Below are 16,610 nucleotides of genomic sequence, written 5' to 3'. Positions count from 1 at the left end.
GAGCGGGTCGCCGCGCGGATGGGTGCTGCGCCCGGGATCCGCCCCGGACCGGCGGTCGGCCGGTCACGCGGCATGCCGGGCCCGTTCGGTGATGTGTCGTGCAGGCGCAGGTCCTGGGTGAACAGGGCGATCGAGACGGTCATCGGCGGGACCTCGGGGCGGGTGCGGTCGGGGTTCTGAGGCGCGGGTGCTGAGGGTGGGGGTGCTGGGCGTGGGGCGGCACGGCGGGAGCCGGACCGTACCCGGTCCTTCGGAGCGGGTCGCCGCGCGGATGGGTGCTGCGCCCGGGATCCGCCCCGGACCGGCGGTCGGCCGGTCACGCGGCATGCCGGGCCCGTTCGGTGATGTTGCGCGCCATGGCCTCGAACACCAGGGAGTGGAACGGCGCCACCGACCACCAGTAGGCGTGGCCGGCCAGTCCGTGCGGATGGAACAGGGCGCGCTGGCGGTAGCGGGTGCCGCCGTGCCCGTCCGGGGAGACCCGCAGTTCGAGCCAGGCCAGGCCGGGCAGCCGCATCTCGGCCCGCAGTCGCAGCAGGCGGCCGGGTTCGATCTCCTCGACCCGCCAGAAGTCGAGGGCGTCGCCGACCCGCAGGTGGTCCGGGTCGCGCCGGCCGCGCCGCAGGCCGACCCCGCCGGCCAGCCGGTCGAGGGTGCCGCGCAGCGCCCAGGCGAACGGGAGGGAGTACCAGCCGTTCTCGCCGCCGAGGCCCTCGACGACCCGCCACACGGCGGCCGGGTCGGCGTCCACCCGCCGTTCCCGCAGGTCCTGGTAGAGGCTGCCGCCTGCCCAGTCCGGGTCGGTGGGCAGCGGGTCGCTGGGGGCGCCGGGCAGCGAGGCGGAGGACCACCGGGTGGTGACCCGGGCCTCGCGGATGCGGCGCAGGGCGAGTTCGAGGGCGCGGTCGAGGCCGGTCAGGCCCTGCGGCGGGTCCGGGATCCAGCGGGCGATGTCGTGCTCGTGGCAGACGACTTCGTGCCTCAGTGACTCCACCAGCGGGCGGGCGAGCGGGCCGGGCACGGGGGTGACCAGGCCGACCCAGTGGCTGGACAGCGACGGGGTGAGCACCGGCACCGGCAGGATCAGCCGGGGCGGCAGGCCGGCCGCGCGGGCGTAGCGCTGCATCATCAGCCGGTAGGTCAGCACGTCCGGTCCGCCGATGTCGAAGGCCCGGTCGATCTCGGGCGGCAGCGCGGCGGCGCCGACGAGGTAGTGGAGCACGTCGCGGACGGCGATGGGCTGGATCCGGGTGTTGACCCAGCGCGGGGTGACCATGGCGGGCAGGCGCTCCGTCAGGTAGCGGAGCATCTCGAAGGAGGCGGAGCCGGAGCCGATGATGACGGCGGCCCGCAGTTCGGCGGTCGGCACCCCGGCCTCCCGCAGCACCCGGCCGACCTCGGCGCGCGAGCGCAGGTGCGGGGACAGGTCGGCCTCGGGCACCCCGGCGGGCACCAGCCCGCTGAGGTAGACGATCCGGCCGACCCCGGCGCGGGCGGCCGCGCGGGCGAAGGCGCTGGCGGCGCGGCGGTCGGTGGACTCGAAGTCCGGCCCGGTGCCGAGGGAGTGGACCAGGTAGTAGGCGACCTCGATGCCGTCGAAGGCGCCGTCCAGCGTCTCCGGCCGGGTGACGTCACCGGTGGCCGTCTCCACCTCGGCGCGCCACGGCTGGTCACGCAGCCGGCCCGGGTCGCGGGCCAGGCAGCGGACGCGGTGCCCGGCGGCGAGCAGTTCGGGGACCAGACGGCCGCCGATGTAGCCGGTGGCGCCGGTGACCAGGCAGTGCGTGCCGGTCGGGGTCGGCTCGTCCATGGTCCGTTCCTTCCGTGCGGCGGGGTGTTCCTGAGGAATGTGTGCCGGACTCCGGTCAGCGGAGCAGTCCCTCCAGGTGGTCGAGGGCGGTGGCGAGGTCGCGGGGCCGCAGGGTGCCCGGTGGGCGGCGCGGGCCGGCCCAGCCAGGCCCGGCGACCAGCACCACCGGCTGGGTGCGCGCGCCCTGCGGGCCCCAGGCCGTACGGACCACCCGTTCGACCAGGGCCCGGTCGGCGGTGCGGGTGACCTGCGACCAGAGCAGCACGGCGGGCGGGCCGGTCCGGCGCACCGCTTCGAGCAGCGCCTCGGGCGGCAGCGCGGGCCCGAACATCCGGAACGGCAGGCCGCGTTCGGCCAGCGCCGCGGCGAGCGCCTCCAGCGGGAGGGCGTGCAGTTCGGACGGCATCCCGGCGAGCAGCGCGGCCGGGCCGGGCAGCGGCTCGGTCCGGTCGGCGACCCGGCGCAGGGCGGCCGCCACGTGCCAGGACAGCAGGTGCTCCACCTCGACGTAGCGCTCGCCCTCGGCGACCCACTTGCGCCCGGCCGCCCGCAGCGCCGGGGTCATCACCTCCGTCCAGGCGACGACCGCTCCGAGCTCGTCGACGCTGCGGCGCAGGATGCGGGCCACCTCGGGGGCGTCCAGCCGGACGGCGGCCCGGGCCAGGCCCCGGCACTCGGGGCGCACGGTGCCCACCGGCAGGGTGTTGCCGCCGGAGGCCGTACCGGTGCGGGCCGACGGTTGCTCGGCTCCGGGGCCGGCCCCGGAGCCGGGGGCGGGGGCGGCCCCGGCCGCCAGGGCCGTCCGGGCGGCCTCGGCGGGGTTGACGCCCTGGGCGGTGAGCCGGCACATCTCCTCCAGGACGGCCACGTCCTCCGGCTCCCAGCGGCGGTGCCGCCCGGGGGCGCGGTGGGCCGGGCCGATGCCGTAGCGGCGTTCCCAGGACCGGATGGTGGTGGGCGAGACGCCGAGCCGGCGGGCGAGGGCTCCGGTGGTCAGTCCGGCCGGGGCCGGTACGGTCGGGGCGGTCACGGCCGCGAGCCTACGACGGCACGGCGCGGGCCGGTCTGCCGACGCGCGCGCGGCCGGGGCGGGGGCCCGGCCGCGGCGCCGAGTTCCTCGCGCAGCCGGCCGAGGGCGTCGCGGATGCGGGTCTTGACGGTACCCAGCGGCGCGCCGAGCACGGCGGCGGCCTGGGAGTGGGTGCAGCCGCCGAAGTAGACCAGCAGCAGGCACTCGCGCTGGACCTCGGTCAGCCCGGCCAGCGCGTGCCGGACGAGTTCGCGCTCCAGCTCGCGGTCCAGCGCGCCCTCGACCTGCTCGGCGACCTGGTCGAACTCCGGGGTGTAGCCGCGCAGGGCGGCGGCGCGGTCGCGGTCGGCGGCCGCCCGGGCGGAGCGGACCCGGTCGACGGCGCGGTGGTGGGCCACGGTGAGCATCCACGGCAGCACCTCACCCCGCTCGGGCCGGTAGCGCGGGGCCTCCCGCCAGACCTGCCAGAACGCCTCCTGGACGACCTCCTCGGCCTGGGCTCGGTCGCGCACCACCCGCAGCACCAGGCCCAGCACGGCGCCGGCGGTGGCCGCGTAGAGCTCCTCGAAAGCCCGCTCGTCGCCGCGGGCGGTCCGGGCCATCAGCGCGCGCAGCCGGGCCCGCCCGTCGGCGGTCCGGTCGGGTCCGGCCGGTACGGCGGGTCCGGTGGGCGGCACGGTGGGCGGCCGGTCGGTGATTGCCTGCACGTTCCGACCGTCGCGCACTCACACGCTGCACCGGTAGTCGCACCGTTCTCGCACCGTTTTCCTGGCCCCTGGTCGGCAGGCCCGGCGACGCACCTCGACGCACCTCGACGCACCGGGCCGGGTCAGTGCCCCGTCGCGGCCGTCAGTGCCCGTCGCGCCCGTCGCGCCCGTCGCGCCCGTCGCGCCCGTGGAAGATCCCCCAGCTCAGCCGGCCCTGCCGGCAGGCCTCCACCCAGAGCGGCAGGTTCTCCAGCAGCCCCGCGACGTAGTCCGGTCCGATGAGCCGGCGGAGCTCCGGGGCGCGGCGTTCGGTCTCCGCCACCAGGCGGAGGTAGTGGGTGAGGAGTTGCCCGCCGTCGTCGTCGAAGTCGACCCGGAGCGGGCCGACTTCGGCGAACCGCTTCAAGTAGTAGCCCGGGGTGGCGAGTTCGGCCACCTCCAGCCGCGCGACCACCGCCCGCAGCGTCTCGGGGGCGACCCCCTCGGCGGCCATCACATCGGTGAAGACCACCTCGCCCCCGGGCCGGAGCACCCGGGTCACCTCGGCGAGCAGCCGGTCACGGTCGGGGCTGTGGCAGAAGGCCTCCTGCGACCAGACGACGTCGAAGTGGCCGTCCGGAAAGGGGATGTCCTGGAAGGAGCCGGTGACCACCTCGATCGACCGGTCGAGCCCCTGGGCCGCGTTGACCGCCCGGTGGTGCTCGTTCTGCCGCTCGCTGATGTTGAGCGCGACCACCCGGCACCCGAAGCGCCCGGCCAGGTAGCGGGTCGCGCCGCCGTACCCGGAACCGAGGTCCAGCACCGTGGCCCCGGGGCGTCCGAGCCGCCCGGCGACCTTCCCCGCCGCCCGTTCCACGGTGCGCCGGGACGCCCGCGCGATGGACTCGTCCGGATCGAGGTACGTCCCGGTGTGGATGTCCTCCCCGCCCCACACCGTGGCGTAGAAGCCGTCGACCTCGGCGCTTCCGTAGTAACGGCGCGCCGTCTCCACCGCGCCCGCGGCACCCTGCTCGGCCATGGGGTCCAACCCTTCGCTTCGCTCCGCTGTCGAGCACTGACCCTATGTCATCGAACCGTCCGACCGAAGCCGTCCGCACGGCCCGGAAATGGAGCAACTCCAGAAATCGGGGCGGCTGCGGCTAGGCTTGATCCATGCCCCTCCGCACCGACACCCCCGCCGAGACCACCTCCGGCCTGCGCGAACGCAAGCGGGAGCGGACCCGTCGCAGCATCGGGGACGCCGCGTTCCGGCTGTTCGCCGCGCACGGCTTCGACGAGGTGCGGCTCACCGACATCGCGGCGGCGGCCGAGGTCGCGCCGGCGACGGTGTTCACGCACTTCCGGACGAAGGAAGAGATCTTCTTCAACCGCCGGGACGACGTCGACCAGGGGCTGGCGGCGGCCGTGGCGCAGGCGGGCACCACCCTGGGGCTGATCGCCGCCCTGGAGGCGTACTTCCGTTCGGCCACCCGGATCGCGCTGGACCAGGACGGTCTGCCCAGGTCCCGGGCCTTCGCGGGCGTCCTGCTGGCGAGCCCGGCGCTGGGCGACGCGTACCTGGTGCTGGAGCGGGAGCGGCGGGAGCTGTTGCTGGCGGCGCTGACCGAGCGGGCCGCCGGTCGGACGGCCTCGGCGGACCTGGAGCTGTTCGCCGGCCTGGTGGGCGCGGTGGCCTCCGCCGCGTTCGGCGCCCGGCACCGGCTGCTGGCCCGGGGTGCGCCGGTCGAGGAGGTCGAGGCCGGTGTCGACGAGGTGCTGCGGCGCGGCTTCGGCCGGATCGCCACCGCCTACGCGGGGGACGCGGCCCTGGACGCAGCGCGCGGCTGAGAACGCACGGACGGGAACGCGCGGACGGAACGAGCGGACGGGAACGCGTGGACAAGAAATAGTAGGACTCTATTCTTAGAGTTACTCTTCCCTCATGCCTGAGCCAGCCCCCGCACCGCACGCACGCACCACCCCGCCCACCGACGCAGCCCGCAACGGGACCCCGGACGGGACCCCCGCCCCGGACCGCCGGAGCTCCACCGTCCTCTGGATCGCGTGCGCCGCCCAGTTCATGGTCGTCCTGGACGTGTCCATCGTGAACGTCGCCCTGCCGCAGGTCCGCGACAGCCTCGGTCTCACCCCGGCCGGGCTCCAGTGGATCGTCAACGCCTACACCCTCGGCTTCGCCGGACTGCTGCTGCTCGGCGGCCGCCTCGCCGACCTGATCGGCGCCAAGCGCGCCTTCACCACCGGGCTGGCCGCCTTCACCACCGCCTCGCTGGTCTGCGGCCTGGCCGGCAACGGCCCGCTGCTGATCGCCGCCCGCGCCACCCAGGGCGTCGGCGGCGCACTGCTCGCCCCGGCCACCCTGACCCTGATCATGACCACCTTCACCGAACCCCGGGCCCGCACCCGGGCGATGGGCGCCTGGAGCGCCGTGATGGCCGCGGGCGGCGCGGCCGGAGCGGTGCTGGGCGGTGTGCTCACCCAGTACGCGGGCTGGCGCTGGGTGTTCTTCGTCAACGTGCCGATCGGCGCGGCGCTCGTGGTCGCCGCCGTCCGCTCCGTACCCGCCGGGCAGCGCCCGCGCGCCGGCCGCCGGCTGGACCTGCCCGGGGCGCTCACCGTCACCCTGGGGCTGACCCTGCTCACCTACGGCATCGTCGCCACCGAGACCCACCCGTGGGGCGCGCCCCAGGTGTGGGCGCCCGTCGCGGCGGCCCTCGCGCTGCTCGCCGCGTTCGGCGTCATCGAGGCCCGCACCGCCGAGCCGCTGATGCCGCTCACGGTGCTGCGCCGCCCCGTGCTGGTCCTGGCCAACGCGACCGTGTTCGCCCTGGGGGCGGCCATGTTCGCGATGTGGTTCCTGCTCTCGCTGTACTTCCAGCAGGTCCTCGCATGGGACCCGCTGCGGGCGGGCCTGGCCTTCGTCCCCGGCGCGCTCGCGATCATCGCCGGTGCCCGGATCGCCACCCGGCTGATCGGGCGGACCGGCTCGCGCCCGCTGATGGTCCTCGGCACGGCGGTCAGCACCGCCGGGTTCGGCTGGCTGTCGCAGATCACCGCCGACGGCTCGTACGCCACCGACGTCCTGCCCCCGTTCGTGCTCTGCACCCTGGGCCTGGGCCTGGCCACGATGCCGCTCACCGTCGCGGCCACCGCCGGCTCCCGGCCGGAGGAAGCCGGGCTGGCCTCCGGGCTGGTGAACACCTCACGGCAGGTCGGCGGCGCCCTCGGCCTCGCCGCGCTCGCCTCCGTCGCCTCGCACACCGCCGCCTCCCACGGCGGCACCGCGGCCCAGGCCGCCACCGCCGGCTACGGACGGGCCCTGCTCGCCGCGGCGGCCTTCACCACCGTCGCCGCGCTCCTGGCCCTCGCCCTCCCGGGCCCCCGCGCGGCCCGCGCCTGAATCCCCCGGGGCCCATCACGCCGTCGTCGATCCGGCGGCCTGTTCCTCCAACTCCTCCGCCCAACGGCGGCTCCAGGCGTCCAGCGGGCCGAGGGCCGCGACCAGGTCCTCGCCGAGCGGAGTGAGCCGGTAGAGCTCGCCGTCGCGGACGAGCACCCGCACCTCGCCCAGTCACCACCGACCGAACGATCGGCCCGGAGTGGACGGACCGCCAAGCGGCCCTGCTGCACGCCGTCGACGAACTCCACGACACCGCCGACCTCTCCGACCCCACCTGGACCGCCCTCACCGCCCACTACGACGACGCCCAACTCCTCGAACTCCTCCCCCTGGCCGGCTGGTACCGCACCATCGCCGGCCTCGCCAACGCCCTGCGCCTGCCCGCCGAACCCTGGGCCACCCCGTTCCCACCCAGCTGACCCCCACCCCGCCCCGCCGGGGCGCCCACCGGCCTGCTTGGATCTCCGCATGACGGACTGGTCGCGACTCAGCCACGCCTACGGCCCCGCCGGGGACATCCCGGCCCTGCTGGACCGGATCGCGGCGGAGCCGAACGCCGAGCTCTGGAGCGACCTCTGGTCGGCCCTGTGCCACCAGGGCAGCGTCTACTCGGCCAGCTTCGCGGCGCTGCCCTGGCTGGCGCGCACCGCCGGGAGCGAGGACCGGGAACAGGCCGTCAACGCCCTGGTCCTGGCGGGCGCGATCACGGCGGGCGCCGGCCGGCGGCACGGTGCCGACGGCCCCCGCTCCGAGCACGCGGCGGAGATCGCGGCCCTGTCGGCAGCGGTGCACCGGCACCGTCGCACCGCCTCGGACCGCACCGACTACATCCACCTCGTGGAGGCCATGCTCGCCTTCGAGGGCGTCGTGGGCTGGAGCGAGGAGCTGGCCTGGGGAATCGGCAACGAGGAGTACGAAGTCTCCTGCCCGGACTGCGCGGCGGGCCTGTTCATCGCCCTCGGCGAGCGCGGCTTCTTCTCCACCAGCGAGGACTACGCACTCGCGCACGGCGCCGTCGAGACCAGGCCCCTGCGCCCGGCGCGCCCCACGGACCTGCACGGCCTCGGCCGACGCCTCCACGACCTCGCCCTGCTCGACGGACAGCCCGAGGTCGCCCACGCGCTGACCCACGTCTTCGGCCGGGCGACCTGCCCCGACTGCGAGGCCGACTTCTCCGTCGCCGACCGGATCAGCGCCGACTGGTGAACCGGCCCGGACCCGGGCGGAGTTCGACGGCGTCCGGCCGCCCTGTCAGTGCCACGGCCTACCGTGACGCCGAACAGGCACCACACGAAGCGGAACCACGATGGCACTGACACCGAACGAAGCCGTGACCCAGCTCGACCACCGGCTCTCCCCCAAGCGACGGTCCGCCGCGGCACGGCTGCGACGGCTCGCCGACCCCACGGCGGGCCCGCCGCTCCTGGCGGCGCTCCGGCGCGAGGTGCGCGACACCCGCACCTGGGAGACCCAGTACCAGCTGGTCATGGCACTCGGGACGTGCGGCCACCGCCCGGCCCTCGGGCTGCTCCGGGAACTCGCCCAACGCCCGTTCCGGGCCACCATGGTGTACCTCGCCCTGGGCGACGCCATCGTCCGGCTGAGCGCTCCCGAGAGCACCGGCGACGCCGTGCGACGCTGCCTCGACAGCGGCACGCCGATGCTCGCCGAGGGCGCACTGCGCGCCGTCGCGATGCAGCGACTCCCCCTGGACGACGACACGATCGACTTCGTCCTCGACGCCCTCGACCCGCCGGAGCACCACGACGGCCTCCTCTTCTGGGCCGCTGCCGCCGCGGCGGGCTGGTCCGGCCCCCGGGTCGAGGAGTTCCTCCGACGCTGCGTGACCGGCCCCCGGCCCGGCGTGGCCGAGGCGGCGGCCTCGTCCCTCCGGGGCGAGTACCGGACGTACCCCGTCCTGTGACCTGACCCACGGATCGGCCGTGGGAGGCGGGCGGCAGTCGGCCTGACGTAGGGTCCCGGGGCCCGGTGACCCTCCTTGGCGTTCCGTGCCACGGGCCTGCGGCCGCTCCCCCTGCCCGATCGCGCCGACACCGACGAGCCGGTGCTCCTCCTCGGCGCCGTCGGAGCCGTGGCCATCGCACGCGAGGACGGCCCCGGGTGCGACCGCCCCCTGGGGCTGGCCGTCCAGCTGGAGGAGGGCCCCGACCGCGCCACCGCCATGAACTTCGGCGGTGGCGGCCGTGCCTTCGCCTTCACCTGCGGGCCCTGCGCCCGGGCGGTCCTCCTCTGGCAGTGCTGAACCGCCGGCCCGGACGGCCCGGTGCCCCGGGTTCAGCCCGTCAACTGGGCTTGGAAGATCGCGCTGTTGAAGTACGCCCTGGCCTCCCGGATGAGGCCGGTGTCGTCCAGTTCGTAGACGTTGATGCCGGACCAGTTGACCGGCTTGCCGTCCAGTGCGACGGCGGCGCCGCGCCAGGAGACGGCGACGTGCCGGCCGACGGTGTGGGCCTCCAGCGGCGTGAGGCCGAGGAAGGGCCGGAAGTTGGGCAGTACCGAGGCGATGAACGCGTGGATCGCGGCACGTCCGGTGATCGGCGGGGTGCCGACGGGGTCGTGGAAGACGCCGTCCTCGGCGAAGGCCGCCGCCCAGGTGTCGGCGTCGCCGTCCTGGGAGGCGCGGAAGAACTGGAGGACGGCGGCGGGCATGGCGGGGAACGTCACGGATGGTCCTTTCGGAGGCTGGAGCGGGAAGGTCGGGGCGTGGAGGCCGCGGTGGCGCCCTCGCGGAAGAGCGGCGGCCGTTCACCCGGTCACGGCCGGGGGCGCTGACGGCGTGTCCGTACGGCCGGGTCGACGCAGTCGGGCGGCGAGGGCGACGGCCGCGGCGACCGCGACGAGGGCGCACACCCCCGGCCAGCCGTACCGGGCGTGGACCCGGATGCCCAGCCACGATCCGGCGCTGCCGCCGAGGAAGGAGCAGGTCATGTAGGCGGTGTTCAACCGGCTGCGGGCCGCCGGGTTCAGGGCGAAGATCCGGGCCTGGTTGGCGACCTGGCTGCACTGCACCGCCACGTCGAGCAGCAGGAGCCCGAGGACGAGCCCGGCCAGGCCGATCGCTCCGCCCGCCGCGCCCGCGGTGAGCACGGCGGCCGCGGCGAGGGTGGCCGCGATGCACCAGCCGTTCACCCGGTCCGGGCCGTGCCGGTCGACCCAGCGGCCGGCGGCCGGGGCGCAGAACATGCTGGCGGCGCCGATCAGGGCCAGGAGGCCGACCGCCTGGGTGCCCATCCGGTAGTGGGGGCCGGTGAGCAGCAGGGCGAGCGCCGTCCAGGCGGCGCTGAACCCGGCGAAGAGGGTGGCCTGGTAGAGCGCGGAGCGGCGCAGGGCCGGTTCGGTGCGGAGCATCCGCACGGTGTCGGCGAGCAGGGCCGGGTACCGCTCGCGGGCGGCCGGGGTGGTGCTGGGCAGGGCCAGGGCGAGGACCAGCGCGAGCAGGCCGGTGAGTCCGGCGGCGACCAGGTAGGGGGCGCGCCAGCCGAGGTGGTCGCCGAGCACGCCGCCGAAGGTGCGGGCCAGCAGGATCCCGCCGATCAGGCCGCCCTGGAGGGTGCCGATCACGGCGCCGCGCCGGTCGGGTGCGACCAGGCCCGCCGCCAGGGGCAGCAGCAGTTGTGGGACGACCGTGGCCAGGCCGACCGCGGCACCGGCGGCGAGCAGGAGACCACTGCTCGGGGCGAGCCCGGCGGCCAGCAGGGCGCAGCCCGTCACGGCCAGCAGCACGCTGATCAAGCGGCGGCGGGGCAGCCGGTCGCCGAGCGGGACGAGCAGGAAGATCCCGGCGGCGTAGCCGAGTTGGGTGACGGTGGCCACGCCCGCCGCCGTGCCCGGCGCGATGCCGAACCCGTCGGCGACGAGCGGGGTGAGGGCCTGGGGGAAGTAGACGTTGGCCACGCTGACGCCGCAGGCCAGCGCCATCACCAGCGGCAGCCGCCGGCCCAGCTCGGCGCGCAGGGCCGGGGCCGGCGCCGGGGTCGGGGCCAGGGGCGGGGTCGCAGCGGGCGGCACGGCCGGTGACGGAACCGGCGCGGGCGAGGCGGGCGCGGGCGGATCGGTCCTGGGCATCACCACTCCATTCGAACGAACTAGTTGGTTCGGAAGCTCGATGAGAGCGTGGCACGCCGCCGCGGGATCGTCAAACGAACCGGTTCGTTACCATCGCTCCATGGCCTACGACTCGACGGCAACCAAAGAGCGGATCCTCACGGCGGCGGCCGCCGAATTCGCCGCCCACGGCGTCGCCGGCGCCCGGGTGGACCGCATCGCCGCCCAGGCCCGGGCCAACAAGCGGGCGATCTACGACTACTTCGGCGACAAGGACACCCTCTTCGCCGCCGTCCTCGAACGCCTGCTGGCCGAGCTCGCCGAGGCCGTCCCACCCGGTGACGACGACCTGCCCGCCTACGCCGAGCGCCTCTTCGACTACCACCGCACCCACCCCGAGGCGCTGCGGCTGCTCATGTGGGAGGCCCTCGAACTCGGCGACGGGCCCGTCCCCGGCGAGGAGGCCCGCACCCGCCACTACCAGGACAAGCTCCAGGCCGCCCAGGACGGCGGCGACCCCCGCACCCGCCTCTTCTTCGCTCTCGGCCTGGTCGGCTGGAGCCTGGCCATGCCCCAGCTCCGCCGCATGATCCTCGGCCCCGACCACAGCCTCGACGAGCTCCGCGCCGACATCGCCGGGGCCGTCCGGACGTACCCGGGCCCTACGCCCGCCGGGTGACCTTCGCGCCGGACGGCGAGGCGACGACCGAGGTCCGGACCGAGGACGGCGGGGCGCCGCAGCGGTGCGGGGCGCGTGGCGCCGGGACGAGCTGCCAACACCCTCTGAGGCGGTCGGAGTTGTGCGCTCCGATCGCCCGGTGGAACCCGAAGCCGGCCGCCGCGAGCAGCAGCACGGCGGTGACGGTCAGCAGGATACGGGCGCGCACGGACAGCCCGGCGGTCGGCACGGACAAGGCCACTCCCGGTCTCGATCTCACAGGAATGGTCTCAACCAATCACCGAACTCCGCAGCGATTCGGGCACGTTGCCTGTCAGGTCCGGCTCAGAGCAGGAGGGGAAGGGGCCCGCCCGGGCTTCCCCGGGCGGGCCCCTACGGCCTCCGGTCCGTCGTCAGCCGACGGTGACGGTGAACGGACCGGCCAGCACCGAGTAGCCGTCGTTGGCCAGGAGGTACGCGTCGTACCGGCCCGCGCCGCCGAGCTTGCCGCTGGCGAAGGTGAGGGCGCCGCTCTGGTTCGGGGCGTAGGACCAGGTGAGCGAGGAACGGGAGCCCGGGGTGACGCCCGCCGGGTAGAAGCCGATCCAGTTCTTGGCACCGGCCTGGGCCGCGGTCGGCAGGGTGTAGCGCAGGGTGAGGTTGCCCCCGGCGGCGACCGCGTCGAGGTCGCCGGTCAGGGTCGGGCCGGTCGCGGTGGACGGCGCGAACGCGGCGTTCAGCGGCGTCGCGTAGGTGTCGTTGGCGGTCAGGCCGGGCAGTCCGAGGGCCGACTCGAAGGTCCGGCCGATGCCGTAGTGGTCGTAGTGCAGCGGGCTGCTGGTCCCGGCCGGGACGGTGCCCTGCGAGCCGACGACGACGGTGGCCAGGTGGTTGTAGCCCTCGTTCTGGCTCTCGTCCCAGGTCAGCACGAGCAGTGAGCGCTGCTGGGTCCAAGCCGGGGAGGACAGCACCGGGGCGAGGGTCTGCTGCAGCCAGCCGTCCTGGGTCTTGAGGCTGGTGGCGCTGCCGTTGCCGGAGGCCTCGCCGTCGTAGTAGTCGTCGGCGGCGATCCAGGAGAAGTTCGGCGTGGTGGCCGCCGACTTGAGGTCGGTGGTCAGCTGCGAGGTGTCGAACAGGTGGGCCGCGCAGCGGGCCGGGTTGCCGCTGATGTCGGTGTAGTTGATGAACGGCGCGTCGTCGGGCATGTAGGAGCTGTCGTAGGCCTTGGTGGTGTTGCAGGGCGTGCCCATGCCCTGCTCGTAGGCCTTCCAGGTCTTGCCGGCGTCCTCGATGGTGTCGCCGAGGTTGCGCTGCGGGGAGTTGATGTTGGGCCAGTAGGTGGCGCCCTTGGTGTAGGTGTCGCCGCCCGCGATCGCCAGGTAGTTCTCGTCGCTGGGGTGGTAGACGCCGTGCGAGTCGGTGAGGGTGGCGCCCCGGGACATCAGGCTGTGGATGAACGGGGTGTCCGCCGGGTCGTTCATGATCTGGGCGTAGTCGGTGTTCTCCATCATGACGGTGAACACGTGGTCGTAGCCCGGCACTCGGGACGTCGGCGGGGCGATCGGCGCGGGAGCGGCGACCGGGGTGTCGAGGGTGAGCGAGAGGTTGTCCAGGTAGCCGGTCTCGTTCGTGGTGGAGAGGAACTGCACCTCGACCTGGATCGAGCGGGTCCCGGCCGGGACGGCGCCGGTGGCGCTGCGGGAGAGGAACTTGGTGCCCAGGCCGCGGTCGGTCGCGGAGACGGTCGGCAGCTTGGCGGTGGCGCCGAGCGGGTTGCCGCCGGCGTCCTGGAAGTGCAGGCTGACCGCGGCGTAGCCGCCGTACGTGGTCCAACCGCCCAGCCAGCCCGCCAGGTTGTAGTGCACGCCGCCGCCGTCGATCGCGCCCGCCGCCGAGGTGACGTCGACGGTCTGGCTCATCGAGCCGTCCCCGAAGTTGCCGGGGGCGAAGAAGGCCTTGCCGGCGGTCTGCCCGTCGCTCGGCAGGCCGAAGGAGCCGACCGAGGAGCACATCACGTCGATGCCGCCGGCCTGGACGGTCCAGCCCGGGACGGTGGTGGCGGCGCTCCAGTCGTTGGTGCAGTAGCCGCCGGCCTCGGCGTCGCCGTTGACGATCAGGTTGCCGCTGCCGCTCGCCGCCCGGGCGCCGGCGGGGGCGCCGACGACCAGCGCGCCGACGAGCGGGAGGGTGGCAAGCAGTCCGCCGAAGGGGCTCCAGCGCAGTCGCATGGGGGTACCTCGTCCCGTTTGGTTGCGTGAGGGTGGGTGCCGGTGGCGGTGCACCACGGGCGGGACACAGAAGTACCGGTTCCGCGCCGCCCGGGGAAGGGCGCGCGGGCGAACACGGGCCGAACTTGGTCAGACAACTTCGCGCACCGGGCCCCGCACACGGGGCGTCAGGCGGGAACGGGCCTCAGGAACGGGCCTCAGGAGCGGGCCTCACGACCGGGTGAAGGTCCCGAGGCCGTCCACGTCCAGTTGCTCGACCACCAGCTTCGCGGCCCGCCCGTCGCCGCCGACCGTGAAGGTCACCCCGGACAGGCCGACCGCGTTCTCGCCCGTGCTGGCGAAGCTGAACACGTCGCCGTCGAAGTGCGTCAGCGGGTACCGCAGCCCGGCGGGCCCCACCGTCATCACCAGCCCGCCGTCCTGCTCGCTGACGGCCAGCGGCCCGTAGTAGCCGCTGCCGTACGTCCCGGTGTAGGCGGAGCTCGGCTTCGCCGGGGCGGCGCCGGACGGGGGCTTGGTGTAGTCGGTCTTCGAGACCGGGCTCGCCGCGGCGGCGGGGACCACCTTGCCGAGGAAGGACAGCCAGTCGACCGTCTCGTGTCCGTTCTGGGCCAGGTCGAAGAACTCCTCGGCGATCGCCTCCGGGACGCCGGTCGGCTGGCCGTTGGTCAGCACCACGATCCCCAGCTGCTCGGAGGGCAGCAGGGTCACGGTGGTCGCCGCGCCCAGCTCGAAGCCGCCGGAGTGGTTCAGCCGCAGCCGTCCTTCGGCGTCGGTGTTCACGTTCCAGCCCAGGCCGTAGAAGCCCGCGGGGGCGGCCGGTGCCCTCGGCGGGCTGTTGACGTAGTGCGGGGTGCGGGTCTCGTTCAGCGCGGCGGGGTCGATCACCGCCCGGCCCTCGAACTTCCCGTCCGCGAGCTGCAACCGCATCCACCGGGCGAGGTCCTGCACGGTGGAGCTCACCCCGCCGGCCGGGGACTGCGAGTCGGCGTTCTCGGTGGTGCTGACCTGCCAGCCCCCGTCCGTCTTCACGTGCGGCGTCGCCTTGTTCGCCGCGGCGTCGTAGTCGGAGCGCCGCGAGCTGGTGGAGTTCATCCCCAGCGGCTTGTAGAGCACGTCCGCCGCGAGGTCCTCCCAGGCCACCCCCTTGGCCTTGGCGACGGACACCGCCGCCTCGGTCAGGCCGTAGTTGGTGTAGGCGTAGCTCGCCCGGAACGGGCCGAGCGGCTGGTCGCGCAGGTGCTGGACGATGTAGTCGCGCTGGTAGCCGAGGTCCTCCAGGAGGTCACCGGCGTGGTCCGGCAGGCCGCTGCGGTGCGAGAACAGGTCGGCGACCGTCACGTGGTCCGTCACGTACGGGTCGGCCAGCGCGAAGGCCGGGTCGTGGGCGGTGACCGGGTCGTCCCAGGTGGCGATCTTCTGGCCGACCGCCCCGGCGACCACCGTCGAGGAGATCGGCTTGGAGACCGAGGCCAGCTGGAACACGGTGTCCGGGTCCACCTGGTCGGGCTTGCCGAGCTGCCGGACGCCGAAGCCCTTCGCGTGGATCACCTTGTCCTGGTACACCACGGCGACCGCCACCCCGGGGACGCCGGTCTTCGCCATGGCGTCCTGCACGTAGCCGTCGATCCGGCCGACGGCGGCGTTCACCTGCTGGTCCGTCAGCTGCGGCGCCGGTTGCGCGGGCGGCGCGGTGGCCGGGGCGGAGGAGGGGGCGGAGGAGGCGGACTGGGTGGGCGCGGCCTCCGGGTCGGTGGCGGCCGCCGTGGTGCACCCGGCGAGCAGCGGGCCGCTCAGCAGCAGGGCCGCCAGTGCCGGTGCGCCCACCGCCCGGCCGGGGCCGTGGGCGGTGCGGCCGGCTGCGCGGCGGGCTGCGCCGTGACGATCCATCGGGGGTCCTCCCTCGTCCGGGCGGCGCGGCACCAGGCCCGTCGGTGCCGCCGTCCGCCGTACGGCGGGAGTGTGGACGGTGGCACCCGCCCCCGGCCGCCGCCGCGCGCTGTCCCCCGCGCAATCCACCCGTCCGGCGGCAGTCCGTGGCGCAGTGCGGGGAGCAGTGCGGGGAGCAGCGGGCCGCCGGCGCTCTGGTCACGCGTGCCGGGGCCTGCCAAGCTCTCAGGCGCCAACTGCCCCGAACGATCAGGAGGACGACGGATGCGACTGTTCGGACCGAGACGGTTCCTGCCCCGCTGGCTCACGGTGGCGGCGCTGCTCCTGGGCGCCCTGACCCTCGCGGGCGCCCCGGCCGCACAGGCGGCCCAGCCCGCCCGTGCCGTGCCGGCCGTCCGAGCCGCGCCGCAGGCCGACGGCACGACGACGATCTGCGGCTACACCCCGGTGCCCACCGGCTGGGTGATCGTCAGCGAGCAGTGGTCCGGGTGCGGCGGCTACGGGTTGTTCACCATCGCCGACGCCTCGGCCCTGACCTCCGTCCAGGCCTGCTCGAACGGGCCGGTGCCCAGCGGCTGGGTGATCACCGCGATGCAGAGCGGCGCCGGTACCTGCGGGAGCTACCCGCTCTACTCGCTGCTCAAGGTCACCACCCAGACCGTCCTCCAGGACTGCGGGCAGTCCCCGATCCCGCCGGGCTGGGTGATCACCGCCATCCAGACCGTCTCCCCGGCCTGCGGCACCTACAGCACGTACACCCTCGTCCCGCTGGGCGACCGGACCAGCGTCCAGGCGTGCGGGAACTGGCCCGTTCCCACGGGGTGG

17 protein-coding genes are annotated in these 16,610 nt (G+C 75.0%); 7 read left to right on the top strand and 10 right to left on the bottom strand.

The features are described from left to right. Positions 1 to 316 precede the first annotated feature (316 nt). The 4 genes from ACZ58X_RS26465 to ACZ58X_RS26450 all read right to left on the bottom strand — a co-directional run bounded on the left by ACZ58X_RS26465 (position 317) and on the right by ACZ58X_RS26450 (position 4,565). A complete protein-coding gene (locus ACZ58X_RS26465) occupies positions 317 to 1,810 on the bottom strand; it encodes an SDR family oxidoreductase (RefSeq protein ID WP_470336089.1) in 1,494 nt (497 codons plus the stop codon). Positions 1,811 to 1,865: 55 nt separating this feature from the next. Continuing rightward, on the bottom strand, positions 1,866 to 2,840 hold the full coding sequence (locus tag ACZ58X_RS26460; protein ID WP_470336088.1) for a MerR family transcriptional regulator: 975 nt from the start codon (positions 2,838 to 2,840) through the stop codon (positions 1,866 to 1,868). After that, positions 2,837 to 3,547, bottom strand: a complete 711-nt coding sequence (sigK, locus tag ACZ58X_RS26455; RefSeq protein WP_470336087.1) for an ECF RNA polymerase sigma factor SigK — start codon at positions 3,545 to 3,547, stop codon at positions 2,837 to 2,839. Before sigK ends, ACZ58X_RS26460 begins: the two co-directional genes overlap by 4 nt. 142 nt (positions 3,548 to 3,689) lie before the next feature. Beyond that, a complete protein-coding gene (locus tag ACZ58X_RS26450) occupies positions 3,690 to 4,565 on the bottom strand; it encodes a methyltransferase domain-containing protein (RefSeq protein WP_470336086.1) in 876 nt (291 codons plus the stop codon). Between the two features lie 134 nt (positions 4,566 to 4,699). Between ACZ58X_RS26450 and ACZ58X_RS26445 the strand changes: the two genes are divergently transcribed. Together ACZ58X_RS26445 and ACZ58X_RS26440 are read left to right on the top strand one after the other, a co-directional pair. After that, positions 4,700 to 5,374: a TetR/AcrR family transcriptional regulator gene (locus tag ACZ58X_RS26445; protein WP_470336085.1), complete on the top strand. Its 675-nt coding sequence runs from the start codon at positions 4,700 to 4,702 to the stop codon at positions 5,372 to 5,374. 94 nt (positions 5,375 to 5,468) lie between these two features. Continuing rightward, entirely contained in the window at positions 5,469 to 6,944 is a 1,476-nt protein-coding gene (locus ACZ58X_RS26440) for an MFS transporter (RefSeq protein ID WP_470336084.1), read from the top strand. Positions 6,945 to 6,959: 15 nt separating this feature from the next. On the opposite strand, the gene ACZ58X_RS26435 is transcribed toward ACZ58X_RS26440, so the two are convergent. Further along, complete coding sequence (locus ACZ58X_RS26435) at positions 6,960 to 7,106, bottom strand: hypothetical protein (protein WP_470336083.1); 147 nt, start codon at positions 7,104 to 7,106, stop codon at positions 6,960 to 6,962. A 306-nt stretch (positions 7,107 to 7,412) separates the two neighbouring features. Between ACZ58X_RS26435 and ACZ58X_RS26430 the strand changes: the two genes are divergently transcribed. From ACZ58X_RS26430 to ACZ58X_RS26420, 3 genes are all read left to right on the top strand, one after another. Continuing rightward, on the top strand, positions 7,413 to 8,150 hold the full coding sequence (locus ACZ58X_RS26430; RefSeq protein WP_470336082.1) for a hypothetical protein: 738 nt from the start codon (positions 7,413 to 7,415) through the stop codon (positions 8,148 to 8,150). A gap of 100 nt (positions 8,151 to 8,250) precedes the next feature. Further along, positions 8,251 to 8,868: a HEAT repeat domain-containing protein gene (locus ACZ58X_RS26425; RefSeq protein ID WP_470336081.1), complete on the top strand. Its 618-nt coding sequence runs from the start codon at positions 8,251 to 8,253 to the stop codon at positions 8,866 to 8,868. A 75-nt stretch (positions 8,869 to 8,943) separates the two neighbouring features. Beyond that, the gene (locus ACZ58X_RS26420) at positions 8,944 to 9,207 is read left to right on the top strand and encodes a hypothetical protein (RefSeq protein WP_470336080.1); all 264 of its coding nucleotides are present in this window, start codon (positions 8,944 to 8,946) and stop codon (positions 9,205 to 9,207) included. A 32-nt stretch (positions 9,208 to 9,239) separates the two neighbouring features. On the opposite strand, the gene ACZ58X_RS26415 is transcribed toward ACZ58X_RS26420, so the two are convergent. Both ACZ58X_RS26415 and ACZ58X_RS26410 read right to left on the bottom strand, forming a co-directional pair. Beyond that, positions 9,240 to 9,629, bottom strand: a complete 390-nt coding sequence (locus ACZ58X_RS26415) for a nuclear transport factor 2 family protein (protein WP_470336079.1) — start codon at positions 9,627 to 9,629, stop codon at positions 9,240 to 9,242. An 81-nt stretch (positions 9,630 to 9,710) separates the two neighbouring features. Further along, complete coding sequence (locus ACZ58X_RS26410; RefSeq protein ID WP_470336106.1) at positions 9,711 to 10,949, bottom strand: MFS transporter; 1,239 nt, start codon at positions 10,947 to 10,949, stop codon at positions 9,711 to 9,713. A 181-nt stretch (positions 10,950 to 11,130) separates the two neighbouring features. Between ACZ58X_RS26410 and ACZ58X_RS26405 the strand changes: the two genes are divergently transcribed. Then, positions 11,131 to 11,688, top strand: coding sequence for a TetR/AcrR family transcriptional regulator (locus ACZ58X_RS26405; protein ID WP_470336078.1), 558 nt, complete (start codon positions 11,131 to 11,133; stop codon positions 11,686 to 11,688). Here the strand turns inward: ACZ58X_RS26405 and ACZ58X_RS26400 are convergent. The 3 genes from ACZ58X_RS26400 to ACZ58X_RS26390 form a co-directional block, all read right to left on the bottom strand. Beyond that, the gene (locus tag ACZ58X_RS26400; protein ID WP_470336077.1) at positions 11,672 to 11,923 is read right to left on the bottom strand and encodes a hypothetical protein; all 252 of its coding nucleotides are present in this window, start codon (positions 11,921 to 11,923) and stop codon (positions 11,672 to 11,674) included. The genes ACZ58X_RS26405 and ACZ58X_RS26400 overlap by 17 nt on opposite strands. Before the next feature lie 157 nt (positions 11,924 to 12,080). Beyond that, complete coding sequence (locus ACZ58X_RS26395; RefSeq protein WP_470336076.1) at positions 12,081 to 13,895, bottom strand: alkaline phosphatase family protein; 1,815 nt, start codon at positions 13,893 to 13,895, stop codon at positions 12,081 to 12,083. A 210-nt stretch (positions 13,896 to 14,105) separates the two neighbouring features. Beyond that, positions 14,106 to 15,785: a serine hydrolase gene (locus ACZ58X_RS26390; protein WP_470336075.1), complete on the bottom strand. Its 1,680-nt coding sequence runs from the start codon at positions 15,783 to 15,785 to the stop codon at positions 14,106 to 14,108. 264 nt (positions 15,786 to 16,049) lie between these two features. On the opposite strand from ACZ58X_RS26390, the gene ACZ58X_RS26385 reads away from it, so the two are divergent. After that, a partial coding sequence (locus ACZ58X_RS26385; RefSeq protein WP_470336074.1) for a hypothetical protein occupies positions 16,050 to 16,610 on the top strand: 561 nt, incomplete at its 3' end.

The sequence above is a fragment of the Kitasatospora sp. NPDC040550 genome (assembly GCF_055594965.1).
Note: the sequence above shows the minus strand (reverse complement) of the source record. Positions and strands in the feature narration are given on the sequence as shown.

Excerpts from the sequence above, each read along its gene's own strand:
- ACZ58X_RS26465 (WP_470336089.1), bottom strand. The coding sequence starts at position 1,810 with ATGGACGAGCCGACCCCGACCGGCACGCACTGCCTGGTCACCGGCGCC.
- ACZ58X_RS26450 (WP_470336086.1), bottom strand. The coding sequence starts at position 4,565 with ATGGCCGAGCAGGGTGCCGCGGGCGCGGTGGAGACGGCGCGCCGTTAC.
- ACZ58X_RS26445 (WP_470336085.1), top strand. The coding sequence starts at position 4,700 with ATGCCCCTCCGCACCGACACCCCCGCCGAGACCACCTCCGGCCTGCGC.
- ACZ58X_RS26440 (WP_470336084.1), top strand. The coding sequence starts at position 5,469 with ATGCCTGAGCCAGCCCCCGCACCGCACGCACGCACCACCCCGCCCACC.
- ACZ58X_RS26430 (WP_470336082.1), top strand. The coding sequence starts at position 7,413 with ATGACGGACTGGTCGCGACTCAGCCACGCCTACGGCCCCGCCGGGGAC.
- ACZ58X_RS26425 (WP_470336081.1), top strand. The coding sequence starts at position 8,251 with ATGGCACTGACACCGAACGAAGCCGTGACCCAGCTCGACCACCGGCTC.
- ACZ58X_RS26405 (WP_470336078.1), top strand. The coding sequence starts at position 11,131 with ATGGCCTACGACTCGACGGCAACCAAAGAGCGGATCCTCACGGCGGCG.
- ACZ58X_RS26395 (WP_470336076.1), bottom strand. The coding sequence starts at position 13,895 with ATGCGACTGCGCTGGAGCCCCTTCGGCGGACTGCTTGCCACCCTCCCG.
- ACZ58X_RS26390 (WP_470336075.1), bottom strand. The coding sequence starts at position 15,785 with ATGGATCGTCACGGCGCAGCCCGCCGCGCAGCCGGCCGCACCGCCCAC.